This is a genomic window from Myxococcus guangdongensis (assembly GCF_024198255.1).
Lineage (GTDB): Bacteria > Myxococcota > Myxococcia > Myxococcales > Myxococcaceae > Myxococcus > Myxococcus guangdongensis.
The window spans coordinates 431,135-455,647 of record NZ_JAJVKW010000007.1; the positions used below are offsets into that span (position 1 = coordinate 431,135).

Here is a 24,513-nt window from a genome sequence, read left to right on the forward strand (position 1 = left end):
TCGAGAAAGGATTCAGCGGCGAACATGGGTGCCTCACGTCATGGGGACAACATCGCGCCTTCCCGTCCCCTCCCCTCCTCGTCTCTCCCTTGGAGGCAGGCTCCACCTACAGGGTCCGAGACACCGAGGCCTCACCCGGGTGACCGCGGCGCGAAGTCGCGGAGCGCGGCATACGGAGGCTGGACGAAGACGGCGCCCACCTCCTTCCGGAACCAGGTGAGCTGACGCTTGGCGTACCGGCGGGTCTCCTGCGCCGTGTCGTGAATGGCCTCCGCGACGCTCATGCGTCCCTCCACCACCGCGCGCGCCTGCACGTAGCCCACGCTGCGCATGGGGGCCGCCTCCGCGTAACCCCGCTCCATCAACGCGCGCGCCTCGTCCACCAACCCCGCGGCGAACATGGCCTCGGTGCGTGCGTTGATGCGCGTGTACAGGTCCTCGCGAGGAGGCTCCAGGACGAACAGGCGGAAGGGATATCGGTCCGGGAGGAAGGCGTGGGCCTTGCGGAACTCCGAGGCGGGCACGCCCGTCTGCGCGTGGATCTCCAGCGCCCTGACGACTCGCACCAGGTCCTGGGCCGGTAGCTTCGCGGCCGTCTCCGGGTCCACCGCCGCCAGCCTTCGGTGAACGGCCTCCCGTCCCTGCTCGGCCGCGAGCGCCTCCATCTCGGCACGCAGCGCGGGGAGCGCCCCCGGAGCCTCCACCACGCCATGCAGCAGGATGCGCAGGTACAGCCCCGTCCCGCCCACGACGACGACAGGCCGCCCACGGTCCGTGATGTCCGCGATGGCCGCGTCCGCGCGGCGCTGGTACTCGGCGGCCGAGAACGACTCCTGAGGGTCCACCACGGACAGCAGGTGGTGCGGCACCGCCGCGAGCTCCTCCACGGAGGGCTTCGCGGTGCCGATGTCGAAGTGCCGGTACACCTGCTGCGAGTCGGCGCTGACAATCTCCGCACCCAGGCGGCGCGCCAGCTCGATGCCCAGCGCCGTCTTCCCAGATGCCGTCGGCCCCGCGACCACCGTCAACACCGGCCCCTCACCCATGTCGCGATGCTCCCAACGCAGCCCTCACCACGGTGACAGCGGAGTCGTCCCGCGAGAACACCAACCGCGCGGACTCTACCTCGGACAACAACCGTCCCGCGGACGCCAGCATCGCGGCCCTGCCCGCCGGGGAAGCCTCGGGCAGCAACACATTGTGCACCAGCATCCGCCCCGTCTCTCCCCCACCCTGACGCTCCCACCGTGAGCTCGAATCCCACGCCAGCGTCCCCACCGCCCCCAGCCTCGCCTCACCAGGGAAGCCCACGTTCCACGGCGTCCCGGCGGCCCGCCACGTCCCAGGGGACTCCGGCCATATCGCGACCAGCTCGTCCGAGAGCAGTGACTCCCCCGCCCCCATCCACAGCCCCCCCAGCGTGCTCTTGCCAGCGCCCGAGTGCCCCGTGAACAGCGCCGCGACCCCGTCATGGACGAGCCCCACGCCGTGCACCAACAGGCCTCCACGCCGGGCAAGCTCCGCCGCCAGCATCACGCGAAGGACCACCTCCACGGGGAACCGCCCCGCGCCCACCACCGTGCCTCGCGCGCCACTCGCATCGATGCGGGCCGAGTAGTCCTCACCCTCGAGCACCAGCACGCCATCCTCCGCGCGCCAGGGTCTGGGAATCTCGCGCGTCACCGGCTCCGCGGACGGCACTTCGGGCGGACGCACCTCCAACCGGGAGGCGCGAGCCCCCACCGGAGGCTCGTCGACGATGAAGCCCGCGAGCGAGCGCCGGAGCAGCTCCTGGACGCGGGCTTCTGGAACATGAAGTCCCACCGTCCAGCCCGCCAGCGTGAGCCAGGGGCCGGACGTCTCCTGCGAATCATTGAGGCGGCCCGAGCGCCGGGGACCGGACGGGCCGGCTCCCGACGAGCTCAGGGCGTGCACTCCGACTCGCCGGGGATGTTGCACTGGGACATCGCCGCGAGCGCGACGAAGGGCTGCTCCCACAGGATGGCGGGCGCCTCGTAGCGAGGCGTGGCAGCGGACGCCGAAGACGTCTCCACCGCCGGGGACTGCGTGGCCGAGGGGGTCGAGGGATTGTTCACGGGAACGGTACCGGGAAGGCGCAGATGCGGCCGTCCTGAGAGCCGACGTGCAGTCGGGAGACAGTGGTGTCGATGGTCGGCGTGCCGATGAGCTGCGTGCCACCGATAGCAACCTGGCCGGAGTCCACGCCAGCAATCATCTCGAGCTGGTGCACGCGGCCATCGGAGCTGCCCGCGTAGATGCGGACCACGCCGGCCTGGTTGAGGGTGAACGTCCCGGACGGGTTCGCGATGGGCGTGGTCCACACGCGCGTGGGCGACGGCGCGCCGGGCGCCGAGTAGTCCCAGAACTCCACCGCGCCACTGGCCAGACTCGCCACGAAGCCGCCGCCGAGCGGGCGCACGAAGCTGGTGAACGCGGGCGTGCTCGGCGAGGGCCGGGTCCCCACACTCACATTCCACACGGCTTGCAGGGTGTTGCCGTCGACGGCATGCACCACGCCGTCGCTGTTCGTCGCGAAGATCTGATTCGCCACGCCGTTGCGCACCAGGCTGTGCTCCAGATCCCCCAGCGACAGGCGCCCCACCTCGGCGCCGTTGAGCGTGTTGAGCACGCGGAACGTGGCCGCGGCGCCGTTCGCCTTCGCGCCGATGAACAGCCGGTTGGTGGTGTAGTCGACCACCATGCCGCCGCTCACCATGCCCAGGTCTCCCGGCTGGTACGTGAAGACAGGCACGCCCGTCCGCGCGTTGAGCGCGACCACGCGGTTCTGCGCGGCGTTCGCCAGCCGCGTCGCGAAGAACGCCAGGTCCGTGTTCGGACGCGCGGCCTTGTACGCCGCGTTCGCGTAGTCGTGGAGCTGCGTCACCGGGAACGACTGGATGGTGCCGATGGGCGAGCCGTTGTTGTTCCAGCGCCACAGCACCGTGCCCGTGGTGGCGTTGAGCGCATAGGCCACGCCGCTCTGGTCCGCCGTGAGGATGTACTGACCCGCCAGGCCGTTGAGCGGCACCACCGGGAAGCGGCTGCCGATGAGCCCCGACAGGGGCAGCGGACGCCAGCGCTCCGCGCCATCCTCGGAGGGGTTCGTGACGTTCGTCAGGTTGGCGACGACCGAGTCATTGAAGGAGCTGAAGATGCCCACGCCCAGCTCGGTGATCGGCTGGAGCCGCGCGTCCAGGCCCACCGAGTAGCACCACAGAGGCGCAGAGCCCACGGGAGCCCGGGGCGTGGCCAGCAGCGCCACCGAGGCCGTGGGGCGATTGCCCGCCGAGTACAGCCCCACGTCATCCGAGTTGTAGACGCGGTAGTAGTACGTCGTGCCGTTGACGACGCTCGTGTCCGTGAAGGACGTCGCCGCACTGAACGACTCCGACAAGACGACGGTGGCGTTGCCCAGCGTCGCACCCGCCGCATACGTCCGGCCCGCGACGGGCGCCGTGTTGGGCGCGGCCCCCACCGAGCGCAGGATGAGCACCCCGTTGTGCACCGAGGGGTTGTCCCATGTCACCGTCACGCTGGCATCACGAGCCACCGCGGTGAGGCGCTCGACCTCCGGCGCCAGGCCCGTGGCGAGCACCATCGGCGTCTCGATGCGAGCGGAGGCGTCCGACGCGTAGGCCCCCGGGAGGTGCACGCGGTGACGGAACGCGGTGGGCGCGGTGACGTTGCCCACCGCGGAGTACGTCACCGTGAAGGTGCGCTCCTGGTTGGGCATGATGCGAACGGAGTTCAGCAGCGCCAGCCACGTGTAGCTCGCCGAGGCCGTGTCGTAATAGACCATCCACCCAGAGGGCGCGGGCGGGTTGCCATTGATGGCGAAGAAGTTCACCGGCGGCCGGAGCAGCTTGACCTCGTCGAGCGGCATCGTGCCCCGGTTCTGCACGGTGTACGTCACCGTCTGGTTGCCCTGTCCGGGCACCAGCACCGACGGGCTGGCAATCACCCGGTGCCTGACGACACGGCCCTCGGCCGAGCGCACCACCGGCGTCGAGACCGTGGCGCCGTTCAGCGTCGCGTCCGCCTGGACATCGAACGCATAGGAGGAGAACTCCTCGCCGGTGACGGTGTAGCTCCAGATGAAGTGCGCGGAGGCCCCCGGCGCCAGCCGCGCCACGCTGGCCGGGCTGGGACCCGACGCGAGCACCGCCTGCGCCGAGCCGACCAGCACCGGCGCCCGAGGCGTCACGTTCAGATACGAGCTCGTGGGCGACGAGTTGGTGACGCTCAGGCGGACCTTGACCGTGTCCCCCGTGAAGGCCTGGGTGCTGTCCACGTCGCCCGCGGCGGCCAGCGGCCCCACGTTCACCATGGGCGTGTCCGCGACGTTCGACGTGACGGAGGCCGAGCCGTTGCGCCCGCGGACGCTCGCCACCATGGTTCCAGCCGTCAGCGTCGTGGCCCTCGCGACGAGGATTCCCGCCCCGCGCTGGGGGATGGTCACCGCGAAGTTCCCGGGCTGCACCTCGACGACCTGGTACGTCACGCCACCCGCGCCCGCGCTCGGGCCCTCGGCCGTGATGTTGGTCTGGTTCGCGGTGGAGGTGCGGTTCTCGATGACCAGGCGCGCGGTGAGGTCCTCCCCCACTCCCATCGCGCGCGGGGTGATGTCCACGCGGGTCGACAGGCCCACGCGCTGCCACTCCGCGGCGTCCGCGGTGCGATTGGTGCCGAACGACAGGTTGCCGCACGCCTCGTGCGCGGAGAGCGCCGTCGTGAACTGCTGCCCCGTGGCGTTCGTCGCGCTGATGTTCGGAATCATCCGCAGCGTGAAGGTCGCCGTCTCGTTGTACATCAACCCGGCATCCGCGCCCGCGCAGTTGACCGGGAGGTTGTAGCGGACGTTGCGCGTCGCCACGTTGTGGGTGGCGATCCATCCATCGGGCGCGGGGCTCTCCAACAGCGTGTACCCCGTGGGCAGCACGAAGTTGACCTGGTTGATGGGACGGAACTGCGGCGAGTTGGCGCGCGTGTTGTTGCGCACCTGGACGCGCAGCTCGGACACCTCGTCCATCACCACGGTGGCCACCGCATCCCCCGGTCCGGGGAGCGTGGTGAAGACGGCGGCGCGCGTGGTGCTCTGCGCCAGCGCGGCCGAGGGCAGCACCAGCGCGGCGAACAGCGCGGCGAGGCGGGCGTGGACGGACTTCATGGGGGCGGGGCTCACGTCACGGCTCCAGGGTGAAGGCGGCCGTGGTCAGCGGCGCCCCGTCGAAGAGGAAGCGCACCTGCCAGGTGCCATGCATGGCGGAGGTGGCCACCGTCGTCCCGGCCACGGGCAGCGAGAAGCGCAGTGTCCTCGTCACCTCCGGCTTCGCCACCACCACCGTCGTCCGTCGCTCGTACGGGTGGCCGGCGGGTGACACGAACTCCACCTCCACCGTGCCCTTGTTGCGCACGCCCGTGAGCGTCAGGTCCACGTCCACCTGGGACACGTCGGACAGGCCTCGCGAGCCCCCCTCCACCACCTCGGCATGCCCTGTCAGGGGCGCGGGCATCGGCTCACCGACGACGGGCACCTCCGCCGCGGGGGGCCGGGCCGCCACGTCCTCCTCGCCCAGCACATCCGTCGGAGCCACCGGCGGCACCTCCCGAGAAGGCGCGTCCGTCCAGTCCGACACCTTGGGCGCCACGCCGCCCTCCGTACAGGCCGCCAGCAGCAACGCCGCCGCCGAGAAGCCCGCAATGCGCGCTCGCATCACCGTACCTCCTGAAGCTCTTCGATGAGGCCCATGCGGGCCAGTTCCGTCAGAAACCGCAACGTGTCCGCGAGCACCGCGCCCACGTCCATGGAGAACTCACGGGCCACCACCTCGGCCACCGAGCGCGCCGAGCGCGTCCCGTCACTGAGCTCCCAGATTCGCACCGCCGTCGCGTTGAGGCCCCGCAGCGTGCGGCCCTCCGCGTCCAGCAGCAGGAAGTCCGCGCCGAAGCGCTGCCCCTCCGCGCCCGCGCGACGCCGGGGATGACTGTCCCCTCCGAAGTCGCCGCTCATGCGCGCCCTCCCCGCCCCAACCACCGCGCCACCCGCCCACGCACCACGGCGCGCAGCCGCCCCAGCCGCGACGGCCCGCCATCCCACGCCGAGCCCAGCTCCACGCCGCGCCTTCGCACGCGCGCCACGCACCCGAGGATTCGCGACGCGGCGATGGGAGGATCCTCCCCCGCGGCGTTGTCCCCACGCAGCGACAGCACGCCCTCGCGCACCGCGCACACCCGATGGAGCACCAGCGCTTCGTCGAACCGCGCCAGCACCACCTCACCGAGGCGCGGCTCGCGAGACAGCGGCTCGACCCCCGCCACGTCTCCATCCCGCAATGACGGCCACATGCTGTCTCCCCGAACGGGAATCCAGCGCAAGGCCCGAGGCGGAGCGGAGTTGGGGGACTCACTCGACATTGACGGCGGAAGTCTACCGCACCAGCCAAGGTCACGCGACTGAGTCGCCCGGACTTCTCCCTGAATTTCCCGGAGGTTACAGAGCACCTCCGGGACTCAGCGGGATGTCAGGGATTCAACAAAATCCCTGACTGATACATCATGTCTTGATGATGCGCTGCACCACCTCGACGGCCGAATGCTCACGCACTGCGGCGGCGATGGCGTCCAGCTTCACGGGGATGGACGAGCCATCCGCCATCCGCTTGAGCTTCGCCTCGCCCGAGGTGCGCTCCTGCTCACCCAGCACGAGCGTGAAGCGGGCCCCGCTCTTGTCGGAGCGCTTCATCTGGCTCTTGAGGCTGCCCCCTCGGGTGTCGAAGTCGACGCGCAGGCCCTCGCGCCGCAGCTTGCTGGCCAGGGTGAAGGCCGTGTCCTGCGAGCCCGGGTCCGCCACCGCGATGAACAGGTCCGGTGACGCGCCGAACTTCCGGGTGCCTTCCTTCAGCAGCAGCACCAGCCGATCCAGACCGCACGCGAAACCCACGGCGGGCACGTCCGGTCCGCCCAGGCTCTTCACCAGCTTGTCGTAGCGGCCACCGCCGCCCACCGTGCTCGCGGTGCCGAGCGCCGGGTGAGAGGCGATGAACTCGAAGACGGTGCGCGTGTAGTAGTCCAGGCCGCGGACCATGCGCGGGTTGACGACGTACTTGATGTCCAGCGCCGTCAGCTTGCGCTGCACGTCGTCGAAGTGCGCCTTGCACGGCTCGCACAGGAACTCGAGCACGTTGGGCCCCTTGCCGGCGACCTCCTGGCACTTGGGGTTCTTGCAGTCGAGCACGCGCAGCGGGTTGGTCTCCATGCGGCGGTGACAGTCGCCGCACAGCTCCTCGATGTGCGCCTTGAGGTACTCCACCAGCTTCGCGTGGTACGCGGGCCGACAGGCCTCGTCCCCCAGCGAGTTGAGGTTGAGCGCGATGTCCTGGAGCCCGAGCGCCTGGAGGAACTGGGCCACCATGTCCATCACCTCGACGTCCTGGGCCGGCTCCTTCGAGCCGTAGGCCTCCGCGCCGACTTGATAGAACTGCCGGTAGCGGCCCGTCTTCATCCGCTCGTACCGGAACATCGGCCCCGTGTAGAACCAGCGCGTCAGCGGCTCCTGGTTCAGCATGGAGTGCTCGATGTACGCGCGCGCCGCCGGGGCCGTGCCCTCGGGACGCAAGGACAGGCTGCGGCCCCCCTTGTCGTCGAAGGTGTACATCTCCTTGCCGACGATGTCCGTCTCCTCGCCCACGCTGCGCACGAAGAGCGCGGTGTCCTCCACCATGGGCGTGCGGATCTCCCCGTAGCCGAAGCGCCCGAACAGCTCCCGGGCCAGCCCCTCCACGTGCTGCCAGATTTCAATCTCCCCTGGCAGGAGATCATTCATGCCCTTCACGGCGGCGAGCGTCTGACTCACGGCACCACTCCGATGCGCTGGCCCAACCGCAGCACGGCGTCCTCCTGCAGCACCGGGTCCCACTTCACGCGGCCCGGTTCGAACAGCAGGATGACGGTGGAGCCCATCTCGAAGCGGCCCAGCTCGCCGCCCTTCTCCACCTTGTAGCCCTCTTGATAGCGGTGCACCTTGCCCGGCTGGCCCGTGTGCGTGGTGACGTCGTCGTACGCCGCCTTGATGCGCGACACGCACGTGGCGCCCACCTTCACCACGGCGCACTTGCCCGCGGGCGTCTCCAGGTACGTCACCAGCCGCTCGTTCACGCAGAACAGGGACTGCTTGTTGAGCACCGACGCCGGGTTCACCGGCCAGAACTCACCGGGGATGTACGCATAGCCGGTGATGGTGCCCGCGAGCGGCGAGTGGATGCGGTGATAGTCCCGCGGCGACAGGTAGATGGTCGTCCAGGCGCCACCGTGGAACGGCTTCGCCACCTCGGCGTCACCCAACAGCTCGTCCACCGTGTACTCGATGCCCTTGGCCTGCAGGCACCGGCCCAGGTCCGAGTAGCCCACCTGCGACACGCGGCCGTCCACCGGCGACACCACGGACTTCGCGTCCGCGTCGATGGGGCGCAGCCCCGTCTTCAGGCCGCGCGTGAAGAACTGGGCGAACGTCGGGTAGTGCTCGATGGGGTGCTCGGCCTCCGCCATGTCCACGTTGTAGGAGCGGGCGAACGCGCGCATGGCCGCCTGGTGCACGGGCGCGGGCAGCGGGGCTCGAGTGGCCATGCCCACCACCGTCGACAGGGCCGACTTGGGCAACAGGCGCATCAACTTCATGAAGGTCTGGTCGTTCATGGGCGTCTTTGACTAACGGCCGGCGTCCGTCCCCGCGGGGGGCACGGTCCCAGCGTCCAGCGTCCGCGTCACCGTCGTCACGGAGCTCTTGGGCAACAACATCAGGACCCGACCTTGTTCGGTCAGCAGCACCGTGCCCACGTGGCCCGGGTACTCCAGGCGGCAGGCCGTGCTGTCGGTCATCTCCCACGCGTCCCGGATGCCCCGCCCCTCCACGTCGATGGGCGTGCCGCGCTTGAAGCAGCCGCGGAAGCCAGCCACCAGCTCGCTCGCCGGAGAGCCGACCTGGGGACCGCTGATGGGACCCGCGTCCGGGGGACCCGCGTCGGCGGGCTCCGCAGGAGGAGGCGGCGGCGGGGGCGCCAGCGTGGTGGAGGGCGCGCCGGGCGGAATCTCGCGGGCGCTGGCCACGGCCTTCTGGCGCGCGGCGACCTCGGCCTGCATGCGGGTGCGCTCGCGCTGGATGCGCTGGAGCAGCTCCTGCGCGGAAGGGGCGTCCAGGCTGTCCTGCGGCACGCGCTGGAGCTGCGCCTCGATGGGACCCATCTGCGGGTCCAGGTAGGCCTCATCCAGCTTCTGCGCGTACAGCTCGCGGAACTGGCGCGTGGCCTGCTGATACTCCGGCGACGACGGCTGCGGCTCGCGGCGGCAGGCCGACAGCAGCAACAGGAGGGAGGACAGCAGGGCCGCGAAGGGCCGGAGGGACACTCGGAGGACCTGGGGGCGCACGGACCCGGTTTATTTCATGTCCCCCGGCCCGTGCACAGTTTTCCGAAGGCGGTGCGTCAAACGCCGAGGAACAGTCGCTTGCCGAAATTGAGCGCCAGGTCCGCGTCGAAGATCTTCTGCGCCGCCGTCTCGATGTCGTACTCCACCCGGAGGTACTCCACCGTGCGCGCGTCCGTGTCGCAGATGACGAAGCAGGCCCGGTTGTCGTAGTCGCGCGGCTGGCCCACGCTGCCCACGGAGATGATGTACTTGTAGCCCTTGCGGATGCCGAACTTCTGGGCCACCACGTCGTTCACCTCGCCATTGCCGATGGCGAACGCGCGGCACAGGTGGCTGTGCCCGATGAACGTCACCTCGGGCAGCTCCTCCACGTAGGGCGTCAGCTCCCGCGCCTGCTCGAGCGCGAAGATGTACTCGTACGCCTTCGGGTCGATGGGCGAGCCGTGGCAGAAGCCCACCTCGCCGATGCGGTACGTGTACGGCAGGCTGCGCAGCCAGGCCATGTTCTCGTCCGTGAGGACGTTGGCGGACCAGTCCAGCGCGTGCCGGGCGGCGTCGTAGTAGTACGAGTAGTCCATCCGCCCCGCGACGGCGGCGTCGTGGTTGCCCAGCAGCGTCACCTCCGCCACCGAGCGCACCAGCTCACAGCAGGGATTCGGCGACGCGCCGTATCCGACGATGTCACCCAGGGACACGATGCGGTCCACCTTCTGCTGCTCGCAGACCCGCAGCACCTCGGTGAGCGCCTCGATGTTGGAGTGGATGTCGGAGATGACGGCGATGCGCATGGATGCCTCGGCTGGTGGGAGCCCGGCACTCAGCCGGCCCAGACCGCCTTCACGGGGTTCTTCTGCTGCTGAGAGATAATCCGCCGGAGCCGTCCCAGGGTTTCCGCGTCCACCGACTCGAACCGCAGGCCCATCCCCGGCGGGTAGGCCCGGTCCTCCTCTTCCCGCAGCCATACCACCGTGGCCGCCGTCTGCACCTCGGGATCATCCCCCGGGGTCAGCCGGAGCACCGCCTTCGCCCCTCGCTTCAGCGGCGTGCTCGTCCGCAGGAACAGGCCACCCTCGCTCAGGTTGGTGATGCGCGCGTACAGGGTGACATTGTCGGTCTCGCACCAACAGCGAAGCAAGGTCGGCACCCGCGCGGACTTTCGGTTATCGCTCAACCCTCTTCCTTCCCCGAGCACCCAAAAAGGAGGAAAGCCTAGGGACGGCCTGAATCCACCGTCAAGTTCGTGGGTGAGGCCGGACCCCACCCTGCCCGCCCGCCGCTCAGCGCTTCAGCGGCCCCAGGTCCTCGAAGTGGGTCAGCTTCTTGAACTCCGTGAAACGGGCGTGGATCTCCGGCTTGGTGACGTCCCGCAGGCGCTCCAGGCTGAACTTCTCCACCGTGAAGGACGCCATGACGCTGCCCATGACCATGGCGCGGCGCAGGACGGCCGAGTCCACCCCGGACGCCGCGGTGGCCACGGTGCCCATGAAGCCACCCGCGAAGGTGTCTCCGGCGCCCGTGGGGTCGAAGACCTCGGCCAGCGGGAAGGCCGGGCAGGCGAAGACGTGGTCCTTCTCGAAGAGGAGCGCGCCGTACTCACCGCGCTTCACCACCACGCGCTGGGGGCCCATGCCGAGGATGGCGCGGGCGGCCTTCACCACGTTGTGCTCGCCGGCCAGCTGCCGCGCCTCCGCGTCGTTGACGAAGAGCAGGTTGACCCGCTGGAGCGTCTTGAGCAGCGCGTCGCGGCTGCCCTGGATCCAGAAGTTCATCGTGTCCGCGGCCACCAGCTTGGGGTCGCGGACCTGGTCCACCACGCGCGCCTGGAGCTCCGGGTGGATGTTGCCCAGGAAGACGTAGGGCGTGTCGCGGTAGGACGCCGGCAGGTCCGGCGAGAAGGTCTGGAAGACGTTGAGCTGGGTGTCGAGCGTCTTCGCCTCGTTCAGCTCGTAGCCGTAGCGGCCCTTCCAGCGGAAGGTGCGGCCGGACTCGCGGGTCAGGCCCTCCAGGTCGATGCCGCGGCCCTTGAGGAAGCTGACGTGGGCCTCGGGGAAGTCCTCACCCACCACGGCGACGACGCGCACGGGGGAGAAGAACGACGCCGACGTGGAGAAGAACGTGGCGGAACCGCCGAGGACATCCTCCTTCTGTCCGAAGGGGGTTTCCACCGAGTCCAATGCGACGGAGCCGACGACGAGCAGGGACATGCGAGCTTCCTGGAAATGGCCGAGAAAGCACGGCTTCCCACCAGGACCCCGTGCCCATGCCGGGTACGTGGTTTCACGGCCGGCGTCAAGCTCGCCGCGCGCTGACGACGCTCACGGCGTGGGCAGGCCGGTGGCCGTGATGATGGCCTTCAAGTCGTCGTCGGTGAAGAACAGGCCACCGCCCACGAAGAAGTCGCGGCCGGCGATGAGCCGCTGGGTGACGACGTCGCGCTGCTGCGCGTTGAGCATGTCGTCCATGCCCGCAACGACGAAGAGGTGGTCGAAGGCCTGGGCCCGCAGCGTGGCGCGCAGCCGGGGGTAGCGCAGCTCGTCCGCCGCGAAGTTGAAGGCGTCCATCTTCAAGGTCAGCGCGTCGTCGAACAGGTGCAGGTCCGCGCCCACGCCGCCGGTGGACTCGATGAGACCCACGCGCAGGGTGGTGAAGTACCAGCGCTTGGCGAACTGGGCGCTGATCTTCAGGCTCTCCTTGGTCACCTTCTGGGTCTGGATGACCGGGTCGCCCTCCGACGGCGGGTTGGTCTGCACCACCTGGGTGGTGACGGTGCCGCGCGGGTCGTCGACAATCTCCAGCAGGTAGTACTTGTCCGGCCGGGGGATGAGGCGCAGGGACAGCATGTTCTTCGAGCGGCCCTGCGCGGCCAGGTAGGTGCTCTGGATGCCCACCTCCGTCTGGAGCTCCGTGAGGCGGGAGACCAGGTTGGACACGTCGCGCACCGTCTCGCGCACCTCGCGGCCCACGCTCTCGTCGGTGAGCAGCATGCCGGCGGTGCTCTCGCCGTCCTTCACCTTCTGGGTGATCTCCTCGAGGTTGCCCAGGGAGTTGTCCAGCTTGGTGAGCGTCTGCTTGAGGCTGGCGACGCTCTCCTTGAAGTCCCCTTCCCCGCTGCCGACGATGTTCTTGACGCTGGCGAGCACCTCGCGGACGTCGCGGGTGATGAACTCGATGTTGTCGACGATGCGGCCCACGTCGGCCTGGTTGCTCTGGGTAATCGTCCGCACGTCGGACGACACGCCCTCGAAGTTGGCCAGGATGACGTCCAGGCGGTCCGCGTTGCGGCGCACGGTGGCGTCCACCGAGTCCGACAACCGCACCAGGTTCTCCACGATGCGCTGGAGCGAGCCCGCGCCGCGCTCACCACCGAGCACCTCGCGCAGCGCGCCCGTCACCTGCTGGATGTCGGAGGTGATCTGCGACAGCGACTCGAAGATGGCCTCCATGCCCTGGCTGTCGATGACGCGGCGGATCTGCCCCTGCGACTCCAGCTTGGGCGCGTTCTCCGTGCCGGGGTTCAAGTCCAGCAGGTAGTCGCCCAGGAGCGACTCCGAGCGCTTGGTGAGGACCGCGTCCTCCCGGAGGTCCACGTCGTTGCGGATCTTCAGGAACACCCGCGCCCGCGTGCCCTCCAGGACGATGTCGTCAATCTCTCCCACCCGGATGCCGGCGATCTGCACGCGCCCGCGCACCGCGAGGCCGGAGGCATCCCGGAAGTAGGCCCAGACGCGCGTGGAGTCACTGTCGCTCAGGCCGCCCTCGCGCGCGAACAGCACGAAGCCGACGAAAAAGGCCCCCGCGGCGATGACCAGCAGGCCAACACGGAAAGGCGTAACGAGCTTCTTCACCTGATGTGACTCCGAGGGCGACCGGCCGGGCGCGACTCTAACGTTTTGCATCCGGAGTGCCACATTTTCCTGAAACCGGACCCGGCGGGGGCGACCCTGTCAATTCTTCCCGAACCACGTCTCCAGGAACACCTTCACCGCGGGGTGCTGGGACATGCGCAGCTGCTCCGGGGTGCCGTTCTCCACGATGACGCCCTTGGACAGGAAGGCGATCTGGTCCGCCACGTTGAAGGCGGAGGAGATGTCGTGGCTGATGACCACGCTGGTGACGCCCAGCCCCTTTTGAGCCGCGAGGATCATCTCGTCCACGGAGTCCGTGGTGATGGGGTCCAGGCCCGTGGTCGGCTCGTCGTAGAGGACGATCTTCGGGTCCAGCACCACCGCCCGCGCCAGGCCCACGCGCTTGCGCATGCCGCCCGACAGGTCCGAGGGGAACTTCGACTCCACCTCCCGCTTCAGGTCCATCAGGTCCAGCTTGGCGCGGACCTTGGCGTACAGCGCGTCCTCGGACAGCTTCGTGTGCTGGCGCAGCGGGAAGGCCACGTTCTCGAACACCGTCATCGAGTCGAACAGGGCCGCGGCCTGGAACACCATGCCGAACTTGTTGCGCACCCGCTGCAGGTCCTCGACACCCATGGGGACGATGTCCTCCCCATCGATGACCACCTGGCCGCTGTCCGGGCGGAGCAGGCCGATCATGTGCTTCATCAGCACCGTCTTCCCGGAGCCGGAGCCCCCGAGGATGACGCACGTGCTGCCTTGCGGCACGGAGAGGTTGATGCCGGTGAGCACCTTGTTCTCACCGAACGTCTTCTGCAGGTCCACGATTTGAATCATCGGCTTCGTGGACGCGCCGGCGTCGGGACGCGGAGGAGGACCGGAGGCAGCCATCAGTGCATCACGATGCCCACGAGGAAATCGAGGATGAAGATGGACAGCGCGCTCGCCACCATCGCCTCCGTCGTCGCCTGACCGACGCCCTTGGCGCCGCCCGAGGCGTTGAAGCCCTTGTAGCAACAGATGAGCGCCACCGAGAGGCCGAAGACCGCGCCCTTGATGACACCCTCGTACACGTCCGCCGGCTCCAGCCACGCCTGGGTGCGGGTCAGGAACGTGCCCGGGGAGATGCCCAGCCCGCCCACCGCGACGAAGTACGCGCCCGACATGCCCGTCGTGTTGAACAACATGGTGAGCATGGGGACCATGAACAGGCCGGCCAGCACCCGGGGGACCAGCAGGTACTGGACCGGGTTGACGGCCATGGTCTCCAGGGCGTCCACCTGCTCGGTGACGCGCATGGTGCCCAGCTCGGTGCACATGGCGGAGCCCGCCCGCATGGTGACCATCAGCGCGGAGAACACCGCCGCCAGCTCCCGCGTCAGGGTCAGCGCCACCGTGGGGCCCACCAGGCTCTCCGCGTCGAACATGCGGAAGGCCTCGGAGGTCTGCAGGGCGAACACCATGCCCGTGAAGAGCCCCGTCAACCCGACGATGAAGATGGAGCCCACGCCCACGAAGTCCAGCTGGGCGAACAGGTTGTGGAGCCGGTAGGGGGGCCGGACGCTCCACCGGGCCACGTCGAAGGCCAGCGTCACCACGCCACCAATGGAGCTGACGACGTCGATGAGGCCCTTGCCGAAGCTGGTCACCGTCTGGGTGAGCATCCCGGGCTCGCGAGCCGGCTTGCTGGGGGTCTGCGTGGTCATGCGTTCAGGCGCCTACTCTTACGTGGTGCGAAGGGGGGCACAAGCGAAGTGTTCCCGTGCGCGCGGACGACGAAGGGACTACCTCACTTCGAAGCGTTGCGTTTATGTTCCGCGCCCCTTTCCTTCATGCCCGGCTCCCCGTCAGGCGCGCCGGGCCGAGAACTCAGACGAACATGGCAACTCAAAAGGTCGGCGGCGAGGTGGACGCGTACTGCACCCGCTGCAAGCTCACCCTCGCGCACACCATCCTGGCGATGGTGGGAACGAAGATCGCACGGGTGCGCTGCAACACGTGCAACGGGGACCACGCCTACCGCGGGGCTCCGGGCACCACGGACCGCCCCACGTCCTCCAGCAGCAGTGGCAGCACCCCGCGCGCGAGCCGGGCGTCGTCCAGCGGCATCTCCAAGGCGGAGAAGATCATCATCTCCTTCGAGGAGCAGCTGGCGGGCAAGGACGTCGCCAACGCGCCCCGCTACAGCCCCAAGGACACCTACGCGGTGGATCAGGTCCTCCAGCACCCGACGTTCGGCGTGGGCTTCGTGACGGCGGTGCGGGGCGACAAGTTCGACATCACCTTCCGCACGGACACCAAGACGCTGGTGCACGGCCGGGGCGGCGCTCCCACCGAGAAGCCCACCTTCAGCCCGCCCGTCCGGCAGGCCTCCGGCCCCGCGGACAAGCCCCAGGCCGCCGCGCTGGACACCCCCGCCGAGGACGCTCCCGTCAGCGAGGGTTGACCAGAAAGAGCCTGGAGGGCGAAGTTCGGCGGAATCGCTCGTGCGCACCCGCTCACCGCCCTTCCTGGCTTTTCTGGTCTTGGCCCTGGCCGCGTCGTCGGCCATGGCCGTCCCGGTTTCGGGGAGGCCCGGGTTGGAGGTGCTCGCCTCCCCCACCCAGGTCGTCCTTGGGAGGGACAAGACGGTCTCCCTGCAGGTCAGCGTGCCTCCGGAGACGGGGGTGCTGCGGGTGGCGGCCTCCTCCGGACACTTCGCCGAGGAGCGGCTGTCGCACGGCGCGGTGCGCACCTTCCTGTGGACGCCGCCGTCCGTCCGTCATCCGCTGGTCGCGGTGTTCCTGTTCTGGGTGGAGGCCGCCGAGGGCCCGCCCGATGTCACCGTGCTGCGGCTGGCCTTGCTCGGGCAGACGACGCTCGACGTGGCGACCTCGCCCGGGGCCTCCGTCACGGTGCTCGTGGGGGAGACGCACTTCGGTCCGGTCCAGGCGGATGGGCGGGGCAAGGCGCGCGTCCCGCTGGAGGTGCCTCCGGGAGTCGATTCGGCGCGGGTGCTCGCCACGCGGGGTGAGCTGCACACGGATGCGTCCGCTCCGTTGGATGTCCCGAGTGTGAGTCCCCATGTCGCGGCCCTCTCCCCCGCACCCATGCCCGCCCAGGGCGGGTGGTTGCTCGTCGCGGGTGAGGGACCGCTGGATGTGGCGCGGTTGAAATTGCGCATCGAGGGCGGTCGGGCCGAGCCCACCGAGGTGGGTGACATCGCTCGGTTCCAGGTGACTCCGGATGATGACGCCGCCTCGGTGACGGCCGTCGTCCAGGGCGACGGGGGCGACGTGCGTGCGCACGCGGAGATCTTCCGGGTCCTCGTGACGAAGCCCGCCGTCGCCGTGGCGCCCCCTGCTCCCGTGGTCGACGCGTCGTGGCGTCCCGCGCTCCAGGTGCTCGCGGGAGGCGTGTTCGCGCGAGGCGACAACTCAGGGCCGTTCGGCGCGCTGGGGGTGGCGTTCACCGCGCCCTGGTGGGAGCGACGACTGGCGGGGGAGTTCGAAGTGGGCGTGCGGGCCGCGTCATTCCAGGGGACGGTGGGCGCGCTGGGCGCGGTGCGTTCGCAGGTGCTCGCGGTGCCGCTGCTCGTGTCGGCGCGCGTCGAGTTGTTACGCGGCGCGGCGCTGTCCCTGTACGGCCGAGCAGGAGGAGGAGTGGCGCCTTTCCGTCACCGACTCCAGAGCGACTTCCCGGCCGAGGTGAAAGAGAGCAAGCTTTCCGGCATGGGGTTCCTGGCCATCCAGGGCGCGTACCGATTCGGGCGCTGGAGCGCGCTGGGAGAGCTGCGGGGTGCGTGGGCTCCGGCGAGCACGCCGTGGTTGGACGCGCAGCTCGGCGGTGTTTCGGCGCTGCTGGGGATGAGGTTCGAGCCATGACTCGCGGGCTCGTGCTCCTGGCGCTGACGCTGTTGTCCGCCTGTGGCTCGAGCACGTCGCTGCCCGCGCCACGCATCGTCTCCATCAGGCCCGCCTCGGACACCGTCGGACGCACCGACCCCATTCTCTTGCAGATCGATGCGGCGTACCCCATCCGCCTGGACTACGCAGAAGGAGAGGTGCAGATCCAAGGCCGCATGCGGGTGTGGATCGGCGAGCACGAGGCCAGGGTGATCGCGCTGGACGCGCAGAGCCTCTTCGCGGTGGACCTCCCCGCGAACCTCGGCGCCGCGGGCTATGACGTGCGCGTGGCCCTTGCCGATGGGCGTGAGACCACCAGCCCCCAGGGATTCACGCTCTTGAGTCAGGACGCGGGCACACCGGACGCGGGCCCGGACGGCGGCATCCCTGACGGAGGCATCTACGTCGCGGACGGAGGACCCGAGCCGGAACCCGAGCCCGACGCGGGGCCGGACCCGACTCGTCCGATGAGCGAGGGAGACATCACCGGCTACGAGTTCGAGCCCATCTCGGACCAGACCATCGGCCAGCCGTTCGCCATCACCGTCCGCGCCGTGGGCCCGCGCGCCGCGGACTTCACGGACAAGGTCGACCTGTCCATCAGCAAGAACAACGGCGACGTGAGCCCCACCTCGTTGGACAAGTTCGTCGGGGGCATCTGCGTGCAGAACATCGCCATCGACGCGCAGGGCGCCAACGTGGTGCTGACGGTGACGGACCGCTTCGGCGTGCAGTCGTCATCCAACGCCTTCAAGGTGAAGTAGTCGCCTCGACCTGGCAGGGCGCTGGCCGAGGCTGCCTGCGTGCGCCATGTCTCCGGCAGCGGCGCATGCGCCTCACGCGGCATCACCGGCGCGGACGGACGTGCGCCACATCCGGCCTCGGCGCCACCCGCTCAGCCCAGCGTGCGCCGGAGCAGGTCGCGCGCGCGCACCATGTCCTCCGGCAGCGGCGCGTCCACCCCACGAGCCACCACTCCAGGCAGCGCGGGCCACTCCACCCGCGCGGCATGCAGGGGCGTGCGCTCGAGGACCACGCCGTCCCCCTCCCCTCCCAAATCCTTCTCCGTCAACGCCGTGTCGCGGCCGTACTGGTGGTCCATCAACAGCGGATGTCCCAGCGACAGCAGGTGCACGCGAATCTGATGCGTGCGCCCCGTGAGCGGCTCGGCCTCCACGAGCGTGGCCTGGTCGAAGCTCTCCACCGGTCGCACCCGCGTGCGTGACGGCTTGGCCTCCGCCTCCCCGGGCCTGGCCACCCGCATGCGCCCCTTTCGCGCGGCGATGAGCGGCGCATCGACGAGCGACGGCGCGTCGATGCGGCCCTCCACCAGCGCGAGGTAGCGCTTGCGCACCTTGCCGGCTTCGAACGCGATGGACAGCGCGCGGTGCACGGCCGCGTCGAGCGCGAAGACGAGCGCCCCCGACGTGTCCCGGTCCAACCGGTGCACCACGAAGATCTTCCTCCCGCGCTGCGCCTCCAAGGCATCGCGCAGCGAGGGCCCGCCGTCCCGCCCGGGGATGACGGGCACCCCGGGCGGCTTGTCCACCACCAGCACCCCTCCCCCTTCGAAGAGGATGCGAGGCTCGGTCACTCGTACTCCGACGCCGGCACGACGGTGATGGGGCCCAGGCCCTTCAACTGCTTCTTCACCGCGGCCGCGTTGCCCAGCACGACAATCGTGGGCGGCTCCGCGAAGCAGTACTTCTTCGCCACCGCCGCCACCTGCCGAGGCGTCACGGCCTTGAGCCGATCTCTGAACCTCAGCACCCAGTCATCCCCCAACCCGTTCAACCGGATGTCGGAGATGGCGCTGGCGATGGACTCGTTCGTCTCCGTGCGCAGCGGATACAGCCCGCCCATGTACGCCTGCGCGTCGCGCAGCTCGGCCGGCTTGAGGCCGGCTTCGCGCACCTTGGCGATCTCCCCCAACGACACGTCGATGATCTCCCGCGTCGACTCCGTCTTGGTGAAGGTGGACAGCGCGAAGATGCCGGCCGCGTGCATCGCGTCGAACCAGCAGCCGATGCCGTACGTGAGGCCCCGGTTGACGCGGACCTCGTTCATCAGGCGCGACGTGAAGCCGCCCCCCAGCGCGGTGTTCATCACCGCCGCCGGGAAGTAGTCCTCGTGCCCCGTGCGGTAGCCCGGGCCGCCCATGCGCACCTGGGACTGCGTCTGGTCCGGCTTGTCCACCACGATGACCCGGCCCGCCTTGGCCACCTTCTCGAGCGGCGGGATGACGGGCGCCTTGTCGGGGCCCCCCGTCCAACCGGCGAAGGCCTCCTCCGCCGCCGCGGCCACGCGCGCCGGGTCCACCGAGCCCACCACGACCAGCATGGCGACCTTGGGCCCCAGCCGCTCCTCGTGGAAGCGCACCACGTCCTCACGGGTGAAGGTGCTCACCGTCTTCACCGAGCCGCTCACGTTGTGCCCGTAGGGGTGCTTGCCCCAGAGCGCACGCACGAGGGCGCGGTCGGCGATGACGGACGGCTCATCCAGGTCGTTCGCGAACTGGGCCAGCGTGCGCTCGCGCGCATCGGCGACCTCGGACTCCGGGAACGTGGGCTCCCTCACCAGCTGGCCCATGACGCCCAGCATCTGCGCGAAGTGCTCCGCCGGGGTGGTGATGGCGACCGACAGCGTGTCCTCGCCCACGCCCACGCCCAGGCTGGCGCCGACGAACTCCACGGCCTCGTCGATGGCCTGCGCGTTCAGCCTCCGCGTGCCCCGCCGCAGCAGCTGGCCCGCGAAGTCCGCGATGCCGTGCTTGCCCGCGGGGTCCGTGGAGCTGCCGGCGCGAATCACCAACCGCATCGACACCAGCGGCAGCGGGCCACGCTCCGCGGCGATCACCTTCAGGCCGCTGGACGTGGTGACCTCATGCAGCGTGGGGAACACCAGCTCCCGGCTCGTCGACGCGACGGCGGCTGCGGTCTTCCGGGAGGAGGACTTCTTCTTCGCTGCCCGGGCCGGGGCCTTCTTCACGGCGCGGCGGGGGGCGGCGGACTTCTTCGAGGTGCGGCTCTTGCGAGAGGCCATGGAGTCTTTCTGGAGTCGGTCCGGGCTCACGCCTCGGAGGGCGCGGGCAGCAGCGTCACGACGGAGCGGCGCTCGGGGAGGAGGTACTTCTTCACCGCGGCCTGCACCTGCTCGCGGGTGATGGACGCGTAGGCGGACGGCAGCGAGAGCACGTGGCGCCAGTCACCCAGGAGCGCCTCGTAGTTGCCCATGGCGTGGGCGCGGCCGTTGTTCGTGCCCAGCTCGCGCAGGTGGTCCGAGCGCAGGTTGTTGAGGGCCTTCTGCAGCTCGCGCTCCGTGATTCCGTCACGCGCCAGCTTCTCCAGCTCCGCGTACAGCGCGGCCTCCGCCTTCTGCGGATCGGAGTCCGGCATCAGCTCCAGGAAGAAGAGGATGGTGCCCGGGTCGATGCGCCAGGACCAGTCCAGGCCCACGCCCACCACCACCTTCTGCTCGTACAACAGCGAGCGCGTCAGCCGGCTCCCCTCGCCCTTGGTGAGCACGTACTGCGCGACATCCAGCGCCAGCGTGTCCTCGTCACGGGCCGAGGGGCCCTTGTAGCCGATGACGACGGCGGGCGACTGCGCGGGGTGGCGCACCGTGGAGCGGCGCTCGCCGCGCTGCTCCGGCTCCGCGTTGATGACGGGCTGGGGCGCGGGGCCCCGGGGGATGTCGCCGTAGTAGCGGCGCACCAGCGCCAGCGTCTTCTTCGGGTCGATGTCCCCGGCGATGTAGAGGATGGCGTTGTTGGGCGCGTAGTAGGTGCGGAAGAAGTTCTGGCAGTCCTCGCGGGTGATGGCCTCGATGTCCGCCATCCAGCCGATGACGGGCCAGCGGTACGCGTGGGCCTTGTAGACGAGCGAGCCGAGCTCCTCGTCCATCATCCCGCCGATGTCGTTGTCCATGCGGACGCGGCGCTCTTCCTTCACCACCTCGCGCTCGCTGGTGAGCATCTCCTGGGAGATGCGCAAGGAGCGCATCCGGTCCGACTCCAGGTCCAGCACCGTCTCCAGCGCGTCCGACGAGAAGTCGTCGTAGTACACCGTCATGTCGTGGGACGTGTACGCGTTGGAGCTGCCGCCGTTGGACTCGAGCGTCTTGTCGAACATCTTGGGGCCGTACTTCTTGGCCCCGTTGAACATCATGTGCTCGAACAGGTGGCTGATGCCGGTGATGCCGGGGCGCTCGTTGCGGCTGCCCACGTTGAAGAAGGTGTAGAGGCTGACGACGGGGGCCAGGTGGTTGGCCAGCAGGCGCACCTGGAGGCCATTGGGCAGCGTGGCCTCATGCACGTCGAACAGCGACTGGAGGGACGGGTCCGCGGCGCGGGCGGGAGCCGACGTCTTCGAGGGGGCCTTGCGCATAGACCCCCACCGTATACAGGGCGCGGCTACAGGTCCACGACGCCTTCACGCAGGGCCATCACCACCGCCTCCACGTGGGAGTTGACCCCCATCTTCCGGTAGATATGAGACAGGTGCGTGCGCACCGTGCGTCGCTCCAGCGTCATCACCTGCCCCACCTCCGCGTTGGACAGGCCCTTGGCGACGTAGCTGAGCACCTCGAACTCGGTGGGCGTCAGCTTCCAGGGGTTGTCCGCCTTCTTCTCCGGCGTGGCGGGCTTGCCCTGGATGGACTGGAAGTAGTTCCAGAAGCGCCGGGCGATGATGGGCTCCAGGACGGTGCCGCCCCCCATCACGTCGTGGATGCCGGAGCGGATCTTCTCCGGGCCCACGCGCTTGACCAGGTAGCCGGACGCGCCCGCCTGGATGGCCTCGTAGACCTTCTGCTCGTCGTCGAAGGACGTGAGGATGAGGATCTCCACCTCGGGCGCCTGGCGCTTCACCTTCTGCGTCACCTGGATGCCGTTGATGCCCGGCAGCTCCAGGTCCAGCAGGACGAGCTGGGGCCGGACACGGACGATGTCCTCGACGGCGGCCTCCCCTTCCTGGCTGCTGCCCACCACCTCCAGCTCGTCGAAGGTGCTCAGCACCTTGAGCAGGTTCTTGAGCAGCTGCGGCTGGTCCTCGACGACGAAGATGCGGGTGCGGTCCATGGAGTCAGTCACCGTCGGGGCGCGGGGCGGAAGTCGACCACGATGAGGGGGGTTACCTTCCCTCGTCGGATCTGAACGGACAGGGGCATGCGCTCGCCCGTGGCGCGCGCGACCAGCTCCAGCTCGTGCTCGCCCACGCGCAGGGGGTAGCGCTTGAGGGGCGTGGTCCTGCTGATGAGCTTCCCGTCCAGGTACACCCTGGCGGGCTCGTTGGTCGTGAGGGTCAGGTACCCACGCTGCGAGGTGGGAATCGCCTTCACGGGGGCGACGTCCTCCTCGGGCTCCTCCGCGCGCAGCTCCGGCTCCCGCTCCACCACCGCGGGCTTCGGCGGAGGCGCGGGCCGGGGGATGGGGGTGGCGGGCGACGGCCCCGTGCCGAGGGGCTCGGCGGTCTCCTCCTCGGAGGGGGTCTCGGAATCGCCCAGGCGCCACGCGGCGACCAGGAACGTCGCGAACCCCACCAACGCCAGCACCCCGGCGATGGCGAGCCAGCGTCCCCGGCGCGCCTCCGTCGCGAGGATGAGCCGCGCGCGCGTGCTCGGCCGAGCCGGCCCGGAGCTCACGGGAATGTCCTGGGAGGTCGACGCCGGGACCGCCATGTCGGCGCGATGGCCCGGCTTCACCACCGCGGGCATCGGGTCCGGCAGCGTCTGCGGGCCCTTCTCCACGGGCGGCGGCGGACGCTTCGCACGGGCCGCCGCGCGACGACCGGCGACGGAGAACTCCTCGTCGTCATCCGACAGCGGCGAAGGCGCGGAGAAGTCCTCCACCACGCGCATGCGGGCGTTGCGCGCCGGCGGACGCCCACCGGCGGCTGCTCCTGTGCCCTGCTGCCCCTGCTGACGCCGAGGCTTGGGCGGCGCGGCGCCCGGAGGCGCATCCCAGTCCTGCTCGACCGCCGCGGTGTGCGTCCCCTCCGTCCAGTCCTCACCCTGCGCCGGGGCCTGTGCCTCGGGGGCGTCCTTCACGCGGGTCTGCGTGGAGGCGATGTCCTGCTCGTACTCCTCGGGTCGGTACTCGTCGAAGCCGGGGACGGACTCCTGGGTCTCCGCGCCGGCCTCGGACTCGGTGAGCGCGCGGGTGTACGGAGCGCGCTGGACGATGGAGGCCTCGGGCTCCTCGGCGCCCAGGTCGTCCATCTCCGCGCCGGAGATGGGCTCCAGCTGGAACGGCTCCTTGAACGGCGGGGCCGCGCTGGCGACGCTGACCTCGTTGGGGAACAGCTCGTTGACGAAGCGGCGCACGTCCTCGATGCCCGGCATGCCGCCGCTGGCCGAGAGGAAGTTGCGGAGCGCGTTGGAGAACTCGCCGCACGAGCGGAAGCGCCGCCCGGCGTTGGGCTCCAGCGCGCGGAGGATGAGCGGATCCAACCGGCTGTTGATGCGCCGGTCCAACCGGCTGGGCGGGGGCAGCGACTCGCTGCGCCGCGTGGAGACGCCGCCGCTGCCCGGCACCACCGGCTCGCGCTGGGTGAGCAGCTCGTAGGCGATGGCGCCCAGCGAATACACATCCGCCACCTCGGTGGCGGCCTCCCCTCGCGTCACCTCGGGCGCGCGGTACGTGCCTCGGCCGCGGCCCGCGAAGGACTTGCGCAGCTGGGGCACCGCGAGCAGCGCGCGCATGGCGCCGAAGTCACAGACGGCGGGTGTGCCGTTGCGCCCCAGCACCACGTTGCCGGGCGTGAGCGCGCCGTGGAGCACGCCGGCTTCGTGCGCCTTCTGCACGGCATCCAGCAGCTGGATGACGACGTAGAGCGCCACCGTGTACGGGAGGACGACCTCCTTGGTGTGCAGCCGCTGGAGCGCGGTGCCCAGGAGGTAGCCGTCGACGTCCTCGCGCACCACGGCGAGCCGCTGGCGCACGACGCCCATGTCCACCACGTGGAGGATGCCCGGGTGGCGCACGGGCTGGAGCAGGCGCGTCGTCTCGGCCAGGTCCAGCGCGTAGGCGGGGTCCGACGTCTTGGGGTGGAAGAGCTTCACCACCACTTCGCCCGAGGGAGCCTGGACGGCCTCGTAGAGCTCCGCGAGCTCTCCGGACTCGATGCGTCCCGTCAGACGGTAGGTGGCGCTCATCGCTTCTTTCGTGCCGGGCGGCGCCGACTCACGGCGGAAAAGACGAAGCCGCACCAGACGCACGACTCGCCGCGTCGGCCCGGGGGCAGCTCGAGAGTACAACCCGGACAGCGGGGACGCGCGCGTCGGGACGCGGGCGGCGAGGGCTCGGTCGCTCGTCGGGGCGACGCGCGGGGCGCGGGGCGGGCGGA

24 protein-coding genes are annotated in these 24,513 nt (G+C 69.9%); 3 read left to right on the forward strand and 21 right to left on the reverse strand.

Going from position 1 to position 24,513, the window contains the following annotated elements; genetic code table 11:
* Window positions 1–131: 131 nt before the first annotated feature.
* From miaA to LXT21_RS23520, 16 genes are all read right to left on the reverse strand, one after another.
* Window positions 132–1,046 carry a tRNA (adenosine(37)-N6)-dimethylallyltransferase MiaA gene (miaA, locus tag LXT21_RS23445; protein ID WP_254040395.1) on the reverse strand — a complete coding sequence of 305 codons (915 nt, stop codon included), beginning with the start codon at window positions 1,044–1,046 and terminating at the stop codon, window positions 132–134.
* Entirely contained in the window at window positions 1,039–1,935 is an 897-nt protein-coding gene (locus tag LXT21_RS23450) for a hypothetical protein (protein ID WP_254040396.1), read from the reverse strand. Before LXT21_RS23450 ends, miaA begins: the two co-directional genes overlap by 8 nt.
* Window positions 1,923–2,096 carry a hypothetical protein gene (locus LXT21_RS23455; protein ID WP_254040397.1) on the reverse strand — a complete coding sequence of 58 codons (174 nt, stop codon included), beginning with the start codon at window positions 2,094–2,096 and terminating at the stop codon, window positions 1,923–1,925. Before LXT21_RS23455 ends, LXT21_RS23450 begins: the two co-directional genes overlap by 13 nt.
* On the reverse strand, window positions 2,093–5,203 hold the full coding sequence (locus LXT21_RS23460) for a PQQ-binding-like beta-propeller repeat protein (RefSeq protein WP_254040398.1): 3,111 nt from the start codon (window positions 5,201–5,203) through the stop codon (window positions 2,093–2,095). The genes LXT21_RS23455 and LXT21_RS23460 overlap by 4 nt, the downstream gene beginning before the upstream one ends.
* A gap of 1 nt (window position 5,204) precedes the next feature.
* Entirely contained in the window at window positions 5,205–5,735 is a 531-nt protein-coding gene (locus tag LXT21_RS23465) for a hypothetical protein (protein ID WP_254040399.1), read from the reverse strand.
* Window positions 5,735–6,031, reverse strand: coding sequence for a PqqD family protein (locus LXT21_RS23470; protein ID WP_254040400.1), 297 nt, complete (start codon window positions 6,029–6,031; stop codon window positions 5,735–5,737). Before LXT21_RS23470 ends, LXT21_RS23465 begins: the two co-directional genes overlap by 1 nt.
* The gene (locus LXT21_RS23475) at window positions 6,028–6,435 is read right to left on the reverse strand and encodes a S24 family peptidase (protein WP_256571889.1); all 408 of its coding nucleotides are present in this window, start codon (window positions 6,433–6,435) and stop codon (window positions 6,028–6,030) included. Before LXT21_RS23475 ends, LXT21_RS23470 begins: the two co-directional genes overlap by 4 nt.
* Window positions 6,436–6,574: 139 nt before the next feature.
* Window positions 6,575–7,843 carry a histidine--tRNA ligase gene (gene hisS, locus LXT21_RS23480; RefSeq protein ID WP_254040495.1) on the reverse strand — a complete coding sequence of 423 codons (1,269 nt, stop codon included), beginning with the start codon at window positions 7,841–7,843 and terminating at the stop codon, window positions 6,575–6,577.
* A gap of 26 nt (window positions 7,844–7,869) precedes the next feature.
* Complete coding sequence (gene asd / locus LXT21_RS23485; RefSeq protein ID WP_254040402.1) at window positions 7,870–8,712, reverse strand: archaetidylserine decarboxylase; 843 nt, start codon at window positions 8,710–8,712, stop codon at window positions 7,870–7,872.
* Window positions 8,713–8,724: 12 nt separating this feature from the next.
* Window positions 8,725–9,420 (reverse strand): hypothetical protein, encoded by a 696-nt coding sequence (locus tag LXT21_RS23490; protein ID WP_254040403.1) that lies wholly within the window; start codon window positions 9,418–9,420, stop codon window positions 8,725–8,727.
* A gap of 77 nt (window positions 9,421–9,497) precedes the next feature.
* Window positions 9,498–10,229, reverse strand: coding sequence for a metallophosphoesterase family protein (locus LXT21_RS23495; RefSeq protein WP_254040404.1), 732 nt, complete (start codon window positions 10,227–10,229; stop codon window positions 9,498–9,500).
* Window positions 10,230–10,258: 29 nt separating this feature from the next.
* Window positions 10,259–10,612: a TIGR02266 family protein gene (locus LXT21_RS23500; protein ID WP_254040405.1), complete on the reverse strand. Its 354-nt coding sequence runs from the start codon at window positions 10,610–10,612 to the stop codon at window positions 10,259–10,261.
* A gap of 106 nt (window positions 10,613–10,718) precedes the next feature.
* Window positions 10,719–11,645 (reverse strand): PfkB family carbohydrate kinase, encoded by a 927-nt coding sequence (locus tag LXT21_RS23505; RefSeq protein ID WP_254040406.1) that lies wholly within the window; start codon window positions 11,643–11,645, stop codon window positions 10,719–10,721.
* Between the two features lie 111 nt (window positions 11,646–11,756).
* Window positions 11,757–13,286 (reverse strand): MlaD family protein, encoded by a 1,530-nt coding sequence (locus tag LXT21_RS23510; protein WP_254040407.1) that lies wholly within the window; start codon window positions 13,284–13,286, stop codon window positions 11,757–11,759.
* A 99-nt stretch (window positions 13,287–13,385) separates the two neighbouring features.
* Window positions 13,386–14,177 carry an ABC transporter ATP-binding protein gene (locus tag LXT21_RS23515; protein ID WP_407667020.1) on the reverse strand — a complete coding sequence of 264 codons (792 nt, stop codon included), beginning with the start codon at window positions 14,175–14,177 and terminating at the stop codon, window positions 13,386–13,388.
* Window positions 14,177–14,992, reverse strand: coding sequence for an MlaE family ABC transporter permease (locus tag LXT21_RS23520; RefSeq protein ID WP_254040408.1), 816 nt, complete (start codon window positions 14,990–14,992; stop codon window positions 14,177–14,179). Before LXT21_RS23520 ends, LXT21_RS23515 begins: the two co-directional genes overlap by 1 nt.
* 173 nt (window positions 14,993–15,165) lie before the next feature.
* On the opposite strand from LXT21_RS23520, the gene LXT21_RS23525 reads away from it, so the two are divergent.
* The 3 genes from LXT21_RS23525 to LXT21_RS23535 all read left to right on the forward strand — a co-directional run bounded on the left by LXT21_RS23525 (window position 15,166) and on the right by LXT21_RS23535 (window position 17,934).
* Window positions 15,166–15,732: a hypothetical protein gene (locus LXT21_RS23525; RefSeq protein ID WP_254040409.1), complete on the forward strand. Its 567-nt coding sequence runs from the start codon at window positions 15,166–15,168 to the stop codon at window positions 15,730–15,732.
* Between the two features lie 103 nt (window positions 15,733–15,835).
* On the forward strand, window positions 15,836–17,149 hold the full coding sequence (locus LXT21_RS23530) for a hypothetical protein (RefSeq protein ID WP_254040410.1): 1,314 nt from the start codon (window positions 15,836–15,838) through the stop codon (window positions 17,147–17,149).
* Window positions 17,146–17,934, forward strand: a complete 789-nt coding sequence (locus tag LXT21_RS23535; RefSeq protein ID WP_254040411.1) for a hypothetical protein — start codon at window positions 17,146–17,148, stop codon at window positions 17,932–17,934. Before LXT21_RS23530 ends, LXT21_RS23535 begins: the two co-directional genes overlap by 4 nt.
* A 131-nt stretch (window positions 17,935–18,065) precedes the next feature.
* Here the strand turns inward: LXT21_RS23535 and LXT21_RS23540 are convergent, their stop codons facing one another.
* Genes LXT21_RS23540 through LXT21_RS23560 form a run of 5 tightly spaced genes read right to left on the reverse strand, consistent with a single transcriptional unit; the run spans window position 18,066 to window position 24,322 of the window.
* On the reverse strand, window positions 18,066–18,764 hold the full coding sequence (locus tag LXT21_RS23540) for an RluA family pseudouridine synthase (RefSeq protein ID WP_254040412.1): 699 nt from the start codon (window positions 18,762–18,764) through the stop codon (window positions 18,066–18,068).
* Window positions 18,761–20,212 carry a M16 family metallopeptidase gene (locus LXT21_RS23545; RefSeq protein WP_254040413.1) on the reverse strand — a complete coding sequence of 484 codons (1,452 nt, stop codon included), beginning with the start codon at window positions 20,210–20,212 and terminating at the stop codon, window positions 18,761–18,763. The genes LXT21_RS23540 and LXT21_RS23545 overlap by 4 nt, the downstream gene beginning before the upstream one ends.
* A gap of 26 nt (window positions 20,213–20,238) precedes the next feature.
* Window positions 20,239–21,555 (reverse strand): M16 family metallopeptidase, encoded by a 1,317-nt coding sequence (locus tag LXT21_RS23550; RefSeq protein ID WP_254040414.1) that lies wholly within the window; start codon window positions 21,553–21,555, stop codon window positions 20,239–20,241.
* Window positions 21,556–21,581: 26 nt separating this feature from the next.
* Window positions 21,582–22,247, reverse strand: coding sequence for a response regulator (locus LXT21_RS23555; protein WP_254040415.1), 666 nt, complete (start codon window positions 22,245–22,247; stop codon window positions 21,582–21,584).
* Window positions 22,248–22,255: 8 nt separating this feature from the next.
* Window positions 22,256–24,322 (reverse strand): serine/threonine protein kinase, encoded by a 2,067-nt coding sequence (locus LXT21_RS23560; RefSeq protein WP_254040416.1) that lies wholly within the window; start codon window positions 24,320–24,322, stop codon window positions 22,256–22,258.
* Window positions 24,323–24,513: the final 191 nt, after the last annotated feature.

Coding starts and splice junctions, on each gene's coding strand:
- LXT21_RS23505 (WP_254040406.1), bottom strand. CDS start 11,645: ATGTCCCTGCTCGTCGTCGGCTCCGTCGCATTGGACTCGGTGGAAACC.
- LXT21_RS23470 (WP_254040400.1), bottom strand. CDS start 6,031: ATGAGCGGCGACTTCGGAGGGGACAGTCATCCCCGGCGTCGCGCGGGC.
- LXT21_RS23535 (WP_254040411.1), top strand. CDS start 17,146: ATGACTCGCGGGCTCGTGCTCCTGGCGCTGACGCTGTTGTCCGCCTGT.
- LXT21_RS23530 (WP_254040410.1), top strand. CDS start 15,836: ATGGCCGTCCCGGTTTCGGGGAGGCCCGGGTTGGAGGTGCTCGCCTCC.
- LXT21_RS23525 (WP_254040409.1), top strand. CDS start 15,166: ATGGCAACTCAAAAGGTCGGCGGCGAGGTGGACGCGTACTGCACCCGC.
- hisS (WP_254040495.1), bottom strand. CDS start 7,843: ATGAATGATCTCCTGCCAGGGGAGATTGAAATCTGGCAGCACGTGGAG.
- LXT21_RS23550 (WP_254040414.1), bottom strand. CDS start 21,555: ATGCGCAAGGCCCCCTCGAAGACGTCGGCTCCCGCCCGCGCCGCGGAC.
- LXT21_RS23475 (WP_256571889.1), bottom strand. CDS start 6,435: ATGTCGAGTGAGTCCCCCAACTCCGCTCCGCCTCGGGCCTTGCGCTGG.
- miaA (WP_254040395.1), bottom strand. CDS start 1,046: ATGGGTGAGGGGCCGGTGTTGACGGTGGTCGCGGGGCCGACGGCATCT.
- LXT21_RS23560 (WP_254040416.1), bottom strand. CDS start 24,322: ATGAGCGCCACCTACCGTCTGACGGGACGCATCGAGTCCGGAGAGCTC.
- LXT21_RS23465 (WP_254040399.1), bottom strand. CDS start 5,735: ATGCGAGCGCGCATTGCGGGCTTCTCGGCGGCGGCGTTGCTGCTGGCG.
- LXT21_RS23555 (WP_254040415.1), bottom strand. CDS start 22,247: ATGGACCGCACCCGCATCTTCGTCGTCGAGGACCAGCCGCAGCTGCTC.
- LXT21_RS23495 (WP_254040404.1), bottom strand. CDS start 10,229: ATGCGCATCGCCGTCATCTCCGACATCCACTCCAACATCGAGGCGCTC.
- asd (WP_254040402.1), bottom strand. CDS start 8,712: ATGAACGACCAGACCTTCATGAAGTTGATGCGCCTGTTGCCCAAGTCG.
- LXT21_RS23545 (WP_254040413.1), bottom strand. CDS start 20,212: ATGGCCTCTCGCAAGAGCCGCACCTCGAAGAAGTCCGCCGCCCCCCGC.
- LXT21_RS23515 (WP_407667020.1), bottom strand. CDS start 14,177: ATGGCTGCCTCCGGTCCTCCTCCGCGTCCCGACGCCGGCGCGTCCACG.
- LXT21_RS23520 (WP_254040408.1), bottom strand. CDS start 14,992: ATGACCACGCAGACCCCCAGCAAGCCGGCTCGCGAGCCCGGGATGCTC.